This window comes from Sterolibacterium denitrificans (assembly GCF_900174485.1).
GTDB classification, from domain to species: domain Bacteria; phylum Pseudomonadota; class Gammaproteobacteria; order Burkholderiales; family Rhodocyclaceae; genus Sterolibacterium; species Sterolibacterium denitrificans.
The window spans coordinates 2,688,004-2,702,314 of sequence record NZ_LT837803.1 but is presented as its reverse complement, the minus strand read 5'-3'; the positions used below and the strand labels follow the sequence as shown (position 1 = coordinate 2,702,314).

The window sequence follows — 14,311 nt, the reverse complement described above, 5'->3', positions numbered from 1 at the left end:
CCTGCTAATATACGGCACCCGCTTCGGCCTGACCAAGATTTGCTTCGTTCCGATTCGTCCCAATCCGTTCCATTTTTCTTCCCGCTGCAATGACTGCTTCAACCCCCGACCGCATGGACCGTATGACTTCGGTCGAAATGCGCGCTACGGTTTCCCTGGCACTGGTGTTTGCGCTGCGCATGTTCGGCATGTTTTCCATTTTGCCGGTGCTGGCCCTGTATGCGCGTGATCTGCCGGGCGGCGGAACGCCCTTTCTGATCGGCGTGGCGCTGGGCATCGATGGCCTGGCCCAGGCGCTGCTGCAGATTCCTTTCGGTCTGCTCTCCGATCGCTACGGGCGCAAGCGCATGATCTACATCGGCCTGACGCTGTTCGCGCTGGGCAGCTTCATTGCCGCCGGTGCGCACGACATTTATTTCATCATCCTCGGCCGTCTGGTGCAGGGCACGGGCGCGGTGGCGGCGGCGATCATTGCGCTGACGGCCGATCTGACGCGCGAGGAGCATCGTGCCAAGGGCATGGCGGTGATCGGCATGAGCATCGGCGCGACTTTCGGCGCTTCCATGGTGCTGGGCCCCATGCTGGAACACTGGATCGGCGTGCCGGGCATTTTCGCGCTCACCGGTGTGCTGGCGCTGGCGGCGATGGCGGTGGTGCGCTGGGTGGTGCCCACGCCGCAGGTCAGCCGCGTCCATGCCGATGCCGAAACCATTCCCGGCCAGATCGGCATGGTGCTGGTGAATACCGAACTGCAGCGCCTCAACTTCGGCATCTTCAGCCTGCATGCGGCGATGCGCGGGCTGTTCGTGGTGGTGCCGCTGGCGCTGGCGGCCAGCCTGCCGGTGGATCGGCATTGGCAGGTGTATCTGCCGATCATGCTGGTTTCCTTCGTCGGCGCCGTGCCGGCCATCATCCTCGCCGAGAAATACGGCCGCATGAAAGCGGTCTTCTGCAGCGCGGTCGCCCTGCTGTGCCTGGCCACGCTGCTGATGGCGGTGTTCATCGGCCAGTTCGCCGGTCTCGTTGCCGCGCTGTCCTTGTTCTTTCTGGCCTTCAATCTGCTGGAAGCGACGCTGCCTTCACTGGTGTCGAAGATCGCCCCGGCGGCCAGCAAGGGCACGGCGCTGGGCGTCTATAACAGCTTCCAGTTCTTCGGCCTGTTTCTCGGCGGCGCGCTCGGCGGTTTTCTCGCCCAGCATGTCGGCAATGCCGCAGTGTTCGTGTTCTCCACCGGGCTGGTATTCGCCTGGCTGTTGCTGGCGTTGTCGATGCAGGCGCCGCCGGCCGTGCGCACGCGCCTGCTGCAGGTCGGGGTGCGCGACGCTGCCGGGGCGCAGCGCTTGTCCGCCGCACTGAGCGGGCTGAAAGGGGTGGTCGAGGCGGTAGTCATTGCCGGTGAGGGCGTGGCATACTTGAAGGTCCGCAGCGATGCCTGGGATGAAATCGGCGCGAACAATCTGATCAACAAGGGATAAGGGAGTGTGAAATGGCTGCAGTCAACAAGGTGATACTGATCGGCAATCTGGGCAAGGATCCGGATGTGCGCTACATGCCCAATGGCGATGCGGTCACCAACATCACGCTTGCCACGACCGAAACCTGGAAAGACAAGGCCAGCGGCGAGAAAAAGGAAGCGACCGAATGGCATCGCGTGGTGTTCTTCCGCCGGCTGGCCGAAATCGCCGGCCAGTATCTGAAGAAGGGCTCGCAGGTGTATGTCGAGGGCTCCTTGAAAACGCGCAAGTGGCAGGACAAGGATGGGCAGGATCGCTACACCACCGAGATCGTCGCCGACGAGATGAAGATGCTCGGTTCGCGCCAGGGCAGCGGCGATGGCGGCGGCGATTATCAGCGCGAGCGTTCGGCGTCGGCCGTTTCGGCCGGGGTTGCGGCGCGTCCGGCAGCCGCATCCTCATCCCAGCCACCGGCGCCGGCCGAGAATTTCGGTAATTTCGACGACGATATTCCCTTCTGATGGCTGCTTGCCGGATTGTGGATTGTGGCTTGCGGCTTGCCCCATGCGGGCGGGTAGTCCATTCACCGGATCTTGCGCAGGGGCGTTGCCGCCATGAATATCAAGAAAGTGCGACGCCTGAAAATTCCCTCCTGGCATGATGTCGCGCTGATCGGCTTGCCGGCCTTGCTGCTGCTGGCGGGCGGTTTCTGGCTGGCGGCGCAGTTCGTGCGCCCGGCGCCGCCGCATCAGTTGATACTTTCCAGCGGTGGCGAGGGGGGCGGCTACCAGCGCTTCGCGGCCCGTTATCGGGAAGTGCTGGAGCGCTATGGCATCGAGCTGGTCGAGCGGCCATCGGCGGGCTCGCTGGAAAATCTGCAGCGCCTGCGCGATCCCGATGAGGTGGTGGATGCCGGATTCATCCAGGGCGGCACGGCCAGCGTCAGCGATGCGGATCGTGAGCAACTGGTCTCTCTCGGCGGCCTGTATTACGAGCCGCTGTGGATCTTCTATCGCAGCGAACTGGCGCAGCAGGTGCCGGGCAGGCGCCTGGATCGGCTCGGCCAGCTCAAGGGACGGCGCATTGCCATTGGCGCGGCCGGCAGCGGCGCGCACAAGCTGGCGCGCGACCTGCTGGAAAGCAATGGCCTGGCGGGCGCACCTACCCAATTACTCGAGAGCGATGGTCTGGCAATGGTCGAGGATTTGCGCGCCGGCCGTCTCGATGCCGCTTTCGTCGTCGGGCCTTCGCAGTCGGCGGTGGTCTGGTCCCTGCTGTTTGCCAAGGATGTGCAGTTGATGAGTCTGGCCCACGCCGATGCCTATGCCCGGCTGTTTCCCCAGTTGCAGCGGCTGACCCTGCCGCGCGGGGCCATCGATCTGGTACATGATGTGCCGGCGCAGGACGTCGCCTTGCTGGCGCCGATGGCGACGCTGGCGGTGCGTCAGGACACGCATCCGGCGCTGATCGATCTGCTGTTGCAGGCTGCCAGCGAAGTGCATGGCGAGGCGGGGGTGTTTCAGAAACCGCACGAGTTTCCACAGGCGACCGAGGTCGATTTTCCGCTGGCGGCGGAAGCCGAACGCTATTACAAATCGGGCAAGAGCTTCCTCCAGCGCTATCTGCCATTCTGGCTGGCGACGCTGATCGACCGCATGGTGGTGCTGCTGGTGCCGGTGGTGGCTCTGTTGATTCCGATCATCAGGTTTGCTCCGCCACTCTATGGCTGGCGCGTTCGCTCGCGGATTTTCCGCCGTTACGGCGAGCTCAAGTTTCTGGAGAGGGAGCTGGAACTGGAAGCCGGTCGGTACAGCCGCGAGGAGTGGCTGGCGCGCCTCGATGAGATCGAGGACGATGCCAATCATCTGCCGGCTCCGCTGGCTTTTTCCGATATGCTCTACACCCTGCGTCAGCATATCGGCTTGGTTCGTTCGGAAATCCTGCGCAAGACGTGATGGTGCCGAGCGTTTATTCGTCTATGATTGCGCCATCGAATCGTCTCGATTCGCGCGGTTGATGCTGCATCGAAAAGCAAACGGGAGTCCTGGATGTTTTTGTTAGTCGGGTATGTCATCATTCTGGCCGCATCGGTCGGGACTTATGCGGTACACGGCAGCCTTGCCGCGCTCTGGGTACCGATGGAGTATCTCGCCATCGTCGGTCTGACCATCGGCGGCTTCGTGGCGGCGAATACGCCCAAGGCGATCAAGGCAACCGTCGCCGCTCTGCCATCGGTACTGAAGGGCTCGAAGCTTTCCAAGACCCTGTACATGGACTTGCTGGCGATGCTCTACGAGGTGCTGGCCAAGGTGCGCAAGGAAGGCCTGATGTCGATCGAATCCGATATCGAGGCGCCGGAGCAGAGCAGCATCTTTTCCAAATATCCGAATATCGTCGCCGATCATCACGTGATGGAATTCATCACCGATTATCTGCGCATGATGGTGGGCGGCAATCTGAACGCCTTCGAAATCGAGAACCTGATGGATATCGAAATCGAGACGCACCATCACGAAGCCCACGTGCCGGCACACATCATGGCGAAAACGGCGGATGCCCTGCCGGCGTTCGGTATCGTGGTTGCGGTGATGGGCGTGGTGAACGTGATGGGCTCGGTCGGCGAGCCGCCCGCCGTGCTTGGCCGCATGATCGGCGGCGCCCTGGTGGGTACCTTTCTCGGCATTCTGCTCTCCTATGGTTTCGTGTCGCCGATTGCCACGCAACTGGAGCAGAAAGCCGAAGAGAGCGGCAAGATCTACCAGTGCATCAAGATGGTGCTGCTCTCCAGCATGAACGGCTATGCGCCCCAGGTGGCCATCGAATTCGGCCGCAAGGTGTTGTACTCGACGGATCGCCCCAGCTTCATCGAGCTGGAAGACGACGTGAAGAGCCGCAAGGGCAAGTGATGCAACCGATGCCATCTCCGGGCGCGCAGTCATGAGCGACGACAACCAGCAACCGATCGTCGTCAAGCGCATCAAGAAGGGCGGCGGAGCGGCCCATGGCGGCGCCTGGAAGATCGCCTATGCCGACTTCGTCACGGCGATGATGGCGTTCTTTCTGCTCATGTGGCTGCTTGGCTCGACGACCTCGGGCGATCTCAAGGGCATTGCCGACTATTTCAATACTCCGCTCAAGGTGGCCTTGTCGGGTGGTTCCGGCAGTGGCGATTCTTCGAGCATCGTCAAGGGTGGCGGCGAGGATCTGACGCGCAGTTACGGACAAAAGAACAAGAGCGACGAGGATCAAAAGAAAATCATCAATCTGCGCGCAGCCCAGGCGGACCGCGCCGCAGTCGAGAAGGCCGAAAAGGAGAAGCTGGCCGGACTCAAGGAGAGGATCGAGATGATGATCAACGCGAATCCCCGTCTGCGCCAGTTCAGGAATCAGATGCTGCTCGATCTGACCAGCGAGGGCCTGCGCATCCAGATCGTCGATAACCAGAACCGGCCAATGTTCGATAGTGCCAGCGACGAACTCAAGCCCTATACCCGCGAAATCCTGTTTGCCATCGGCCATGCACTGAATGGCGTCGAGAATCGCATCAGCCTGTCCGGCCATACCGATGCCACGCCGTTCGCCGGCGGCAAGCTCGACTACAACAACTGGGACTTGTCGACCGACCGGGCGAACGCCTCGCGGCGTGCGCTGATCGCAGGCGGCATGCAGGAAGCGAAGGTGATACGCCTGGTCGGCCTGGCCTCGGCGGTGCCTTATGACCGGACGGATCCGTTCAGTCCGGTCAATCGCCGCATCAGCATCATCGTCATGAACACGCGCACGGAGGAAGCCATCCTGCGCGATGGCGTGTATGAAGAGGATTTCCCGGCGCCGGATGCCGGCGGAGCCGGCGACAGGGCGGCTTCCGCTGGCGGTACTCCGGCGCTTGCGCCAATGACGCGCTGAGGCGCGCCGCAGGCTGCTCTCGTGCCCGCGCGGGCCGCGTGCCGCGCTCCGGCTTGCCGGAGGATGCCTTATAATGGCCCCCAAAATATGGATTGTCCGCACAGGCAGCGGGACATTCTGCCTGTCCGGCGTCCCGGCCATTTCCTGCCAGCATGCCCAGGCACCGAACATACCTGTTCCCGGCGCGGCATTTTTTGTCACAGAAACTCATGCGCATATTGATCAGCAACGATGATGGTTATTTTTCACCGGGAATCGAGATTCTTGCGCGGGAGCTCGGCGAGATTGCCGAAATCACGGTGGTGGCGCCGGAGCGTGACCGCAGCGGCGCCAGCAACTCGCTGACGCTGGATCGCCCGCTGCACCTGCGACGAGCGGCCAACGGCTTCTATTTCGTCAATGGCACGCCCACCGATTGCGTCCATCTGGCGGTCACCGGCATGCTCGACTACCTTCCAGACATGGTGGTATCCGGCATCAACCTGGGCGCCAACATGGGAGACGACACGCTGTATTCGGGAACCGTCGCCGCCGCCACCGAAGGCTATCTGCTCGGCATTCCTTCACTGGCGATTTCCCTGACCAGTTTTTCCGGCGAACATCTGGGCGCTGCGGCGCGCATCGCCCGGCAACTGGTGGAACGCTTCCAGCAGGAAGGCTTTGGCGAACCGCTGTTGCTGAATGTGAACGTGCCCAATCTGCCCTTCGAGCAGATCAAGGGGCTGCGCATCACGCGGCTGGGTCGGCGCCACAAGGCCGAGCCGGTGGTCAAGCAACGGACGCCGCGCAATGAAACGGTCTATTGGGTCGGTGCCGCCGGTGCTGCCCAGGATGACAGTGCCGGTACCGATTTTCACGCCGTGGCCAACGACCATGTTTCGGCAACGCCGATCCAGATCGATCTGACGCATAACGCGCAGATTCCCCTGGTTCAGCGCTGGTTGCAGCAGGTGTGATGCCATGAATACGGCAGCAACGTTGCGCGGCATCGGCATGACTTCCCTGCGTACGCGCGAGCGCATGATCGAGCGCTTGCGCGAACAGGGCATCCGCGACGAGCGCGTGCTCGCCGCCATGGGCAATGTGCCGCGGCATATTTTCGTCGAGGAGGCGCTGGCTTCGCGCGCCTATGAGGATACGGCGCTGCCGCTGGGTTTTCAGCAGACCATTTCGCAGCCGTATGTCGTGGCGCGCATGATCGAGCTGCTGCTCGACGGCCCGCAGCCGCGCGAGTTGGGCAGAACCCTCGAAGTGGGTGCCGGTTGCGGTTATCAGGCGGCGGTGCTGGCGCTGCTGACGCGCGAGCTGTACGCCATCGAACGCATCGATGCCCTGCTGGTGCGGGCGCGCAAGCATCTTGCGCAGTTGCGCCTCGGCCATGTGCGCATGAAGCATGCGGACGGCAGCTTTGGCCTGCCGGAAGCCGCGCCTTTCATGTCGATCATCGTCGCTGCAGCGGCCTCGCGCATTCCGCAGACCTTGCTCGATCAGTTGGCGCCGGGGGGGCGCCTGATCCTGCCGCTGGCCGGCGGCGGTGGCAAGCAGATACTGGTGCTGGTCGAGCGCAACGCGGACGGCAGCGGTTTTCGCGAGACGCACTACGATGCGGTACGCTTCGTGCCGCTGGTTGCAGGAGTCGAATGAACATGAGGCAGCGCCGCCATACATCGGGTTTCGCTGTCGCCGGCGCATTGCTGGCGGCAGCAGTGTTGTTGTCGGCCTGCGCCAGCACGGCGCCGGCGCCGGTGATCGAACGCAGCACGGGCGGCATGCCGGCTGCCGCAGCAGAGCCGGCGCCGCTCGGTCCCGGCCTGTACCGCGTCAAGAAGGGCGATACCCTGTATGCCATCGCGCTCGATCACGGCCAGTCCTACCGCGATCTTGCCGCCTGGAACGGCCTGGCCGATCCGGGCAGGATCGAAATTGGCCAAGTGTTGCGCGTCGTGCCGCCGGGAGAGGGTGGAGCGGGAGGAGAAGGAACTGCTGCGGGTGAAGCCGAAGCGGTGGCGGTTGCCAAACCCGTCAGCATGGTCAGTGGTATCGAGTCGACGGCGGCTGGCGCGGAACAGCATCCGGCTGCGCCGGCGAGCGCTGCCGCGTCTGCCGGCGATCCGCTCAAGCACGCCCCGAAGGGCGGCAAGCTGCCGTATTCGGCGGAGGCGCTGGAAAAACTGCAGCAGGAAGAAGTGGCTGCCGCGCCTGCCGTGGTACCGGCGGTCGCTGCCGCCGCGCCGCCGGCGGCGGCACAGGCAACGCCGCCGGCCGCCAGGCCGCAGTCCGGCGTTGCCGTATCCGGCCAGCCCGATTGGGTCTGGCCCGGCAATGGCAGGCTGCTCGCCGGGTTCGTCGAGGGCGGCAACAAGGGCATCGATATTGCCGGCAAGTTCGGTGAGCCGGTGCTCGCCGCTGCCGCCGGCAAGGTGATCCTGGTGAGCAGCGCCCTGCGCGGTTATGGCAATTTCGTCATCGTCAAGCACAACAACGCGCTGCTTTCCGTCTATGCGCACAACAGCCGGATTCTGATCAAGGAAGAGCAGGCGGTGAGCAAGGGACAGAAAATCGCCGAGATCGGCGACAGCGATGCCGATCAGCCGAAGCTGCATTTTGAAATCCGCCAGCAGGGCAAACCCGTCGATCCACTGAAATTTCTACCGGCGCGCTGACCATGGGTAAACATCGCGAAACGGATGCTGCAGCCGATCGGTCCGGAACGCGAGGTGTCGATGGCATCGCCGGATACGGCAGTCACGAGGAAAACGCAGGCTGCGGCGGGCGGGTCGGCGGCAAGGATCTGTCACCCGATGGCGCGGAGTCCTCGCACGGCGAATTCCTCAACGACGTTACCCAGCTCTATCTCGACGATATCGGCGCCAATCGCTTGTTGACGCCCCAGGAAGAATTGGCGCTGGCCAGGGCCGTGGTGCAGGGGGATTTTGACGCGCGGCAGAAGATGATCGTTTCCAACCTGCGTCTGGTCGTCAGTATCGCCAAGCACTACCTGAATCGCGGGGTGACCCTGGCCGACCTGATCGAGGAAGGCAACCTCGGCCTGATTCATGCGCTGGAAAAGTTCGATCCCGAACGCGGTTTCCGCTTCTCGACCTATGCGACGTGGTGGATCCGCCAGAACATCGAGCGCGCCATCATGAATCAGTCGCGCACCATCCGCCTGCCGGTGCATGTCGTCAAGGAACTCAACCTCGTGCTGCGCGCGCTGCGCCAGCTCGATGCCCAGGATCCGGCGGACGCATTGCATGACGGGACAGCCAGGCTGAGCAGCATGGAAGAAGTTGCCCGCCTGCTGGAAAAACCCGTGGAGGATGTGCGGCACATTCTGACGCTCAATGAAAATACCGCCTCGCTCGATGCGCCGCTCGACGTCGATCCGGAGCTTTCGGTGGCTGATGCCATTGCTGCCGATCCTGGCTGCAATCCCGAAAACCAGTTCGAGAACGCGGAGATCTGCCGTCAGGTCGCCGAGTGGATCGACCAGCTTTCCGCCAAGCAGCGTTATGTGCTGGAGCGGCGCTATGGTTTGAATGGCTGCGAGGTATTCACGCTCGAACAGCTTGCGCTCGATCTGAGCGTGACGCGGGAGCGGGTGCGCCAGATCCAGGTCGAGGCGCTGGGCAAGCTGAGAAGCAAGCTGGCGCGCGAGGGCTACACGCAGGAAGGCTTGCTTTGAGCCGGCTGCGTGTTCATCCGTAATCAGTAATCGGTTTCGCGCGGCGTAGTCCGCACGCTGCGTTCCGCGCGCAGCGTTTGCGCCAGGTCATGCACTGCCGCCGCATAGAAGCTGCTGCGGTTGTAGCGCGTGATGACGTAGAAATTCCGCAGGCCGAGGCGATATTCGGTTGCCTGCCCGGGGGTGACCAGATCGATCAGCGCTGCCGGCGCATTTGCGATCAGGGGCGATGATTCGGCAGTGGTCACACCATGGCCGGCCAGCTCGCCGACGCTGCGTCGGGGCAGGATGCCTTCCGCAAGCAATTCATTGTGGCCATCTCCGCTGACCAGCGCCGGTACGGCCACCGTGCCACCGGGTTCCCAGCCATGGCGCTTGAGGAAATTCGCGACGCTGGCAATGGCATCCGCCGGATTCGTCTCCAGGTCGATGCGCCCGTCGTCGTCGCCGTCGCGCGCGAAGTTGCGGATGCTGCTCGGCAGAAATTGCGGCAGGCCGAGGGCGCCGGCGTAGGAGCCGCGATAGGAAAGTGGATCGCGCCGGGTTTCGCGGGCCAGCAGCAGCAAGGCTTCGAGCTCGCCGCGAAAGAGCGCCTTGCGATCCGCATCGGTGAGAGGGTTGATTGCCGGGTAGTCGAACGCCAGCGTGGCGAGTGCGGCGAACGTGTTGAAGCGGCCCATGTGGCGACCGTAGATGCTTTCGATGCCGATGATGGCGACGATGTATTCCTCGGGTACCCCGCTGTCGCGACCGGCGGCGGTCAGCATGGCCTGGTGTTCCTGCCAGAAGCGCAGGCCGGCGTCGATGCGGGAAGCTTCGACGAAGCGGGCGCGGTAGTTGCTCCATGAGCGGACCTGCGGATCCTTGGGCGGCATGACCGCCTTGATCACGGCGTTGAGCGGATGAATTTCGGCAAAGGTTTGCAGCAGCGCGGCGGCGTCGAAGCCATGCCTGTCCTGCATTTCGCCGACAAAGGCGCGCACTTCGCCGTTCTCCGAGTAAGGTATCGGTGGCTGGGGCGCGGCCGCCAGGACGCTGCCGGCAGCCGGCAACAGTGCGAGCCAGCGCAGGACGCTGGCCAGAGGACGCAGGCAGGAGAGGTGAGCAGTCATTTGAAGCGGGCAATCCGTTGTTCGAGTTCGCGCAGCCAGGCTTTGCGCTGCGCGGGCGGCGCGGCGTCTGCCGCATAGCGCAGGCGTATGTAGAGATCGGCGATGGCGGCGACGGCTTCGGCGCGTTGGCGGTCGGCCGGCGCGGCGGTTTTTTCTTCGGCGCGCAGTCTCGCATGAATGCGGCGCATATAGGCTTCCGGTCCCTCCCAGGGGTGTCTGGCCAGGTTCAGCGGCGCGAGTTTTTTCGACAGTCGCTGCCAGGCCGCAACGACCGGATCGGCGGTCTGGCGCACGTGCAGCGCCCAGGCCAGGAGGCCCAGCATCAGCACGCCGCTCAGTACGCTGAACAGCAGACTCATCTGCCGCCAGTCGCCGGCATCCACGCCCAGTTTGTCGAGCAGGTTACGCTGGCGTTGCTGGTTGTAGCCGATGACCCATTGATTCCAGGTATTGCTCAGGGCATCCAGGCGCAGGCGCACGTCGCGCAGCCAGGGAAAGGGCAGACGGGTGATCAGCGGCAGGATTTCCCGCTCCCCGGCCGGCAAGGCATCGGCGAGGCTGCGTTCGACGCGCATCGGCGCAATGGCGGCGGTAGGGTCGACGCGTTGCCAGCCGGGGCCTGCGGTTTCCATGGTTCCCGCGGTTCCCACGGTTCCTGTAGCGCCGGCGAACCAGACTTCGGCCCAGGCATGGGCGTCGGATTGGCGCACGATCAGCGTACCGTCGACCGGATTCAACTCGCCTCCCTGGTAACCGGTGACGACCCGCGCCGGAATGCCGGCGGCCCGCATCATGAAGACGAAGGCGGCGGCGTAATGCTCGCAAAAGCCGCGCCGCGTTTCGAAAAGCAGTTCGTCGACGCTGTTCGCGCCCAGCAGGGGCGGGCGCAGGGTGTAGTAGAAATCCTCGTCGTGCAGATAGTCGAGCATGCGCTGCGCGATGGCGCGCGCGTCGCCGCGCAATTCCTTGCGCCAGCTTGCGGCCAGCGCCCGGGTGCGGGGGTTGTAGGCAGCGGGCAGTTGCAGCGCGGCTTTCAATGCGGCGTCCTGCCGGTTGTCCTCGGCGGTCGTGGTCGGCGCGCGAGGCGCGATCGGTCCGATCGGCAATGCCGAGCGCAGTTCGTAACGCATGCGGCCGCGTACCGGCCGCCGCGCCAGCAATTGGAAATCGCCGCTCATGCTGGTATCGCTCGGCAACATGGTTGGCAAGTCGAGGGCGAACAGCCATTGCTTGTCGTGCGGCTCCAGGGTGAGGCTGTATTCGACCGGCTTGCCGGTCGGCGCGTAGGGCAGTTCGGTGAGCGCAGGTTGCTGTCTGACGGTCCAGGTGCGGCCGTCGAAATTGTTCAGCACCGGGCCGCGCCAGTAGAGGCTGGACTGAGCCGGCGCGCGGCCGTCGAATTCGCCGCCGAAGCGGGCGCGGAAGGCGACCGCGCCGGATTGACTGAGCTGGGCGATATTGCCCGGCGACATGCTGTCGCTCAGTCCCATGGTGCCGGCAAAGGCATCGGCCGGCAGTCCCCACAGCGGCCCCTGGATGCGCGGAAACAGCACGAACAGGGCCAGCATCAAGGGCATGGCCTGCAGCAGCAGCCGACCGGCCAGGCGCAGGACGGGCAGCGTTTCATGCCGCGGATAGTTGAGCATCGCCAGCGTGGCGGTGACCACCAGCACGCCGGCCAGCATCAGCACGGCATCCGTCATGCCCTGGCTATGGAAGAACTGGCCGAGCAGCATGAAGCAGCCCAGCAGCACCAGCACGAAGCCATCGCGCGTCGTACGGGCTTCCAGCAGCTTCAGCGAACACAGCAGGGCCAGCAGGGCGACGCCGACGCTGCGGCCGAACAGTGTGTGATAGTGGATGCCGATGGCGGCCGTGCCGATCAGCGCCAGCGGCGTCAGCAGCCAGGGGCCGGGCAGCTTGGGGCCACGTCCAGATGTCGTCATCGCCGCTGGCGAAATGCGCCGCCAGTGCAGAACGGCAAACCAGATCAGCAGCAGCACGCACAGGGCGGCCAGCCATTCCGGCAGATGCGGCAACAGCGGCAGCTCGCAGCAGGCGGCCATGGCGAGCAGCCAGCGCAGTTGCCCGGTCTGCAGCGGCTGGGTTGGTCTGCGGGCCGTTTTGCCGGCGGCTTCAGTGCGTGCCATGCAGCGCCAACGCTTTGAGACAGGCATGGAAATGCGCTTCGCCATCGGCCGGCGCGATCCGGCCGCCGGGCAGGCCGGGCAGACGCAAGCCCCAGCGCTGTCCGCCGCCATGCGCATCGCAGACCCAGCGCGTCAGTATGGCCAGACGCTGTTCGGTGTCCACCGCCGCGGGCAGACTCTCCCAATCGAACCACAGCTCCTGCGTCGCGCTGCCGCTGAACAGCTTGGTCTGCAGTGGTTCGTCGTGCTGGCGGGCGGCGGCCTTCCAGGCGATGTGCCGGGGCGGATCGGCGGGCTGATGGCCGCGCAAGCCGGCAAAGTCGTCCATGCCTGCGGCCAGGGCCGCGCTGCTGCTGTTGCCGCTATCGTCCGCCGTGACGGGAAAAGGGGGCGCATGACGCGCCGGCGCCGGATAGACGAGGCAGCTTGCCGCCGGCGCGGCATACGCCCAGGTGCGGATCAGCCCCAGCGGGTAGGTGGTGGCGAGCGTGACGCGTGGCAGCGCCAGCCAGCCGCGTCGGGCTGCCGGCAGGGCCAGGCGCGCTTCGATGCTGCCATTGGCCGGCACATCGACGCTGAGTGGCGGCTGACCCGGCAGATGCAGTTGAATTGCCGGGCGCGGCGTCTCGCGCCGGTTTTCCAGCAGCAGGCCGAAGTGTGCGTTTTCGCCGGCAAATACCGGCGGACAACGGCCGGGGCTGATGCGCAGTTGAACGAGATTGCGGAAAGTGTGGATGATGCTCATGACGCCCAGCCCGGCCAGCAGGAAAACCAGCATGTAGCCCAGGCTCAGGGCGTAGTTCATGGTGGCTGCCAGCATCAGGATCAGCATGCCGGCAAAGGCCAGTCCCTGGGCGCTCGGCAGCACGTAGACGCGCTGCCGCGAGAGCAGGATGGGCGCGGCTTCGGGTGCCTTGCCGCGCAGGGCCCAGCGGTAGAAGCGTTCCTGCAGCCAGCCTTTCAGCGACATGCCCGGGCGAGCCGTCAAGGCAGCGGCACGGCCTCGATCAGGCGCTGTGCGATGGCAGTGGCGTCGAGGCGCTGCAGTTGGCCGCTGGTTTCCGCTGGACGCAAGCGGTGCGGCGCAACGGCAGGCAGGACGGCCTGCACGTCCTCCGGCAGCACGTGCTGGCGTCCGGCGAGCATCGCCCAGGCGCGCGCGGCGTGGAGCAGACCCAGCGCGGCACGCGGCGACAGGCCGGTCTGCCAGTCGGACGATAGCCGGGTATGCATGGCCAGCGCCTGAACGTAGTCGATCAGCGCATCGGCGGCCTGGATTTGGCTGACCTGGCGCTGCAGCTCGGCCAGCTCGTCCGGCGACAGGCAGGGCTGCAGTTCGCCGATCATTTCGCGCCGGTCGCTGCCGCGCAGCAGTTCACGTTCGGCCGCGCGCTCGGGATAACCGAGCTCGATGCGCATCAGAAAACGATCGAGCTGCGATTCCGGCAGCGGGAAGGTGCCGATCTGGTGCAGCGGGTTCTGCGTGGCGATGACGAAGAAAGGCAGCGGCAACGGCCGCGTCACGCCGTCGATGGTGACCTGGCGTTCTTCCATGGCTTCGAGCAGCGCGCTCTGCGCCTTGGGTGTGGCGCGGTTCACTTCGTCGGCGAGAACCAGTTGGGCGAAGATGGGGCCGGGGTGAAACGTGAAGCCGCCGCTGTCGCGCTCGAATACCGAGACGCCGAGGATGTCCGCCGGCAGCATGTCGCTGGTGAACTGGATGCGCTGGAACTGCAGGCCGAGCAGGCGCGCCAGCAGATGGGCCAGGGTGGTCTTGCCGACGCCGGGCAAATCCTCGATCAGCAGATGGCCGCGCGCCAGCAGGCAGGCCAGGGCAAGGCGGAGTTGATGATCCTTGCCGAGAATGATCTTGCCTGCCTGGCGCAGGACTTCCTCGGTTCCGGCAAGCAGCGGACGATCGGGGTGCGTGGAGCGGGCAAGGGCGGCGGAGATAGAGGACATGCAAGACGGGCAAGGGTTGTTGGCGGGGTGAAACGTAGCATA

At 64.7% G+C, this 14,311-nt stretch carries 13 protein-coding genes; 9 read left to right on the top strand and 4 right to left on the bottom strand.

Features of this window, described 5'->3' with window-relative positions; all coding sequences use genetic code 11:
• Positions 1–89: 89 nt before the first annotated feature.
• The 9 genes from SDENCHOL_RS12210 (at position 90) to rpoS (ending at position 9,045) form a co-directional block, all read left to right on the top strand.
• Complete coding sequence (locus SDENCHOL_RS12210; RefSeq protein WP_231912979.1) at positions 90–1,475, top strand: MFS transporter; 1,386 nt, start codon at positions 90–92, stop codon at positions 1,473–1,475.
• An 11-nt stretch (positions 1,476–1,486) separates the two neighbouring features.
• Entirely contained in the window at positions 1,487–1,975 is a 489-nt protein-coding gene (gene ssb, locus SDENCHOL_RS12205) for a single-stranded DNA-binding protein (RefSeq protein ID WP_067170120.1), read from the top strand.
• Between the two features lie 93 nt (positions 1,976–2,068).
• Positions 2,069–3,409 (top strand): TAXI family TRAP transporter solute-binding subunit, encoded by a 1,341-nt coding sequence (locus SDENCHOL_RS12200; RefSeq protein ID WP_067170118.1) that lies wholly within the window; start codon positions 2,069–2,071, stop codon positions 3,407–3,409.
• A gap of 93 nt (positions 3,410–3,502) precedes the next feature.
• Positions 3,503–4,360: a flagellar motor stator protein MotA gene (gene motA, locus SDENCHOL_RS12195; RefSeq protein ID WP_067170116.1), complete on the top strand. Its 858-nt coding sequence runs from the start codon at positions 3,503–3,505 to the stop codon at positions 4,358–4,360.
• Positions 4,361–4,391: 31 nt separating this feature from the next.
• Positions 4,392–5,360 carry a flagellar motor protein MotB gene (gene motB, locus SDENCHOL_RS12190; RefSeq protein ID WP_067170113.1) on the top strand — a complete coding sequence of 323 codons (969 nt, stop codon included), beginning with the start codon at positions 4,392–4,394 and terminating at the stop codon, positions 5,358–5,360.
• 209 nt (positions 5,361–5,569) lie between these two features.
• The gene (surE, locus tag SDENCHOL_RS12185) at positions 5,570–6,316 is read left to right on the top strand and encodes a 5'/3'-nucleotidase SurE (RefSeq protein WP_067170110.1); all 747 of its coding nucleotides are present in this window, start codon (positions 5,570–5,572) and stop codon (positions 6,314–6,316) included.
• Positions 6,317–6,320: 4 nt separating this feature from the next.
• On the top strand, positions 6,321–7,004 hold the full coding sequence (locus SDENCHOL_RS12180; RefSeq protein ID WP_067170108.1) for a protein-L-isoaspartate(D-aspartate) O-methyltransferase: 684 nt from the start codon (positions 6,321–6,323) through the stop codon (positions 7,002–7,004).
• A gap of 2 nt (positions 7,005–7,006) precedes the next feature.
• Complete coding sequence (locus SDENCHOL_RS12175) at positions 7,007–8,023, top strand: peptidoglycan DD-metalloendopeptidase family protein (protein WP_083522877.1); 1,017 nt, start codon at positions 7,007–7,009, stop codon at positions 8,021–8,023.
• Positions 8,024–8,025: 2 nt separating this feature from the next.
• Positions 8,026–9,045, top strand: coding sequence for an RNA polymerase sigma factor RpoS (rpoS, locus tag SDENCHOL_RS12170; RefSeq protein ID WP_067170106.1), 1,020 nt, complete (start codon positions 8,026–8,028; stop codon positions 9,043–9,045).
• A gap of 23 nt (positions 9,046–9,068) precedes the next feature.
• Here rpoS and mltB read toward each other — a convergent pair whose 3' ends face one another.
• Genes mltB through SDENCHOL_RS12150 form a run of 4 tightly spaced genes read right to left on the bottom strand, consistent with a single transcriptional unit; the run spans position 9,069 to position 14,269 of the window.
• Positions 9,069–10,157: a lytic murein transglycosylase B gene (gene mltB / locus SDENCHOL_RS12165; RefSeq protein ID WP_067170102.1), complete on the bottom strand. Its 1,089-nt coding sequence runs from the start codon at positions 10,155–10,157 to the stop codon at positions 9,069–9,071.
• Complete coding sequence (locus tag SDENCHOL_RS12160) at positions 10,154–12,307, bottom strand: transglutaminase TgpA family protein (RefSeq protein WP_067170099.1); 2,154 nt, start codon at positions 12,305–12,307, stop codon at positions 10,154–10,156. Before SDENCHOL_RS12160 ends, mltB begins: the two co-directional genes overlap by 4 nt.
• On the bottom strand, positions 12,294–13,295 hold the full coding sequence (locus tag SDENCHOL_RS12155) for a DUF58 domain-containing protein (protein WP_231912978.1): 1,002 nt from the start codon (positions 13,293–13,295) through the stop codon (positions 12,294–12,296). Before SDENCHOL_RS12155 ends, SDENCHOL_RS12160 begins: the two co-directional genes overlap by 14 nt.
• A complete protein-coding gene (locus tag SDENCHOL_RS12150) occupies positions 13,292–14,269 on the bottom strand; it encodes an AAA family ATPase (RefSeq protein ID WP_083522841.1) in 978 nt (325 codons plus the stop codon). Before SDENCHOL_RS12150 ends, SDENCHOL_RS12155 begins: the two co-directional genes overlap by 4 nt.
• Positions 14,270–14,311: the final 42 nt, after the last annotated feature.

What these genes read in the sequence shown, in the direction of transcription:
- SDENCHOL_RS12210 (WP_231912979.1), top strand. Translation starts at nt 90, where the DNA reads ATGACTGCTTCAACCCCCGACCGCATGGACCGTATGACTTCGGTCGAA.
- ssb (WP_067170120.1), top strand. Translation starts at nt 1,487, where the DNA reads ATGGCTGCAGTCAACAAGGTGATACTGATCGGCAATCTGGGCAAGGAT.
- SDENCHOL_RS12200 (WP_067170118.1), top strand. Translation starts at nt 2,069, where the DNA reads ATGAATATCAAGAAAGTGCGACGCCTGAAAATTCCCTCCTGGCATGAT.
- motA (WP_067170116.1), top strand. Translation starts at nt 3,503, where the DNA reads ATGTTTTTGTTAGTCGGGTATGTCATCATTCTGGCCGCATCGGTCGGG.
- motB (WP_067170113.1), top strand. Translation starts at nt 4,392, where the DNA reads ATGAGCGACGACAACCAGCAACCGATCGTCGTCAAGCGCATCAAGAAG.
- surE (WP_067170110.1), top strand. Translation starts at nt 5,570, where the DNA reads ATGCGCATATTGATCAGCAACGATGATGGTTATTTTTCACCGGGAATC.
- SDENCHOL_RS12180 (WP_067170108.1), top strand. Translation starts at nt 6,321, where the DNA reads ATGAATACGGCAGCAACGTTGCGCGGCATCGGCATGACTTCCCTGCGT.
- SDENCHOL_RS12175 (WP_083522877.1), top strand. Translation starts at nt 7,007, where the DNA reads ATGAGGCAGCGCCGCCATACATCGGGTTTCGCTGTCGCCGGCGCATTG.
- rpoS (WP_067170106.1), top strand. Translation starts at nt 8,026, where the DNA reads ATGGGTAAACATCGCGAAACGGATGCTGCAGCCGATCGGTCCGGAACG.
- mltB (WP_067170102.1), bottom strand. Translation starts at nt 10,157, where the DNA reads ATGACTGCTCACCTCTCCTGCCTGCGTCCTCTGGCCAGCGTCCTGCGC.
- SDENCHOL_RS12160 (WP_067170099.1), bottom strand. Translation starts at nt 12,307, where the DNA reads ATGGCACGCACTGAAGCCGCCGGCAAAACGGCCCGCAGACCAACCCAG.
- SDENCHOL_RS12150 (WP_083522841.1), bottom strand. Translation starts at nt 14,269, where the DNA reads ATGTCCTCTATCTCCGCCGCCCTTGCCCGCTCCACGCACCCCGATCGT.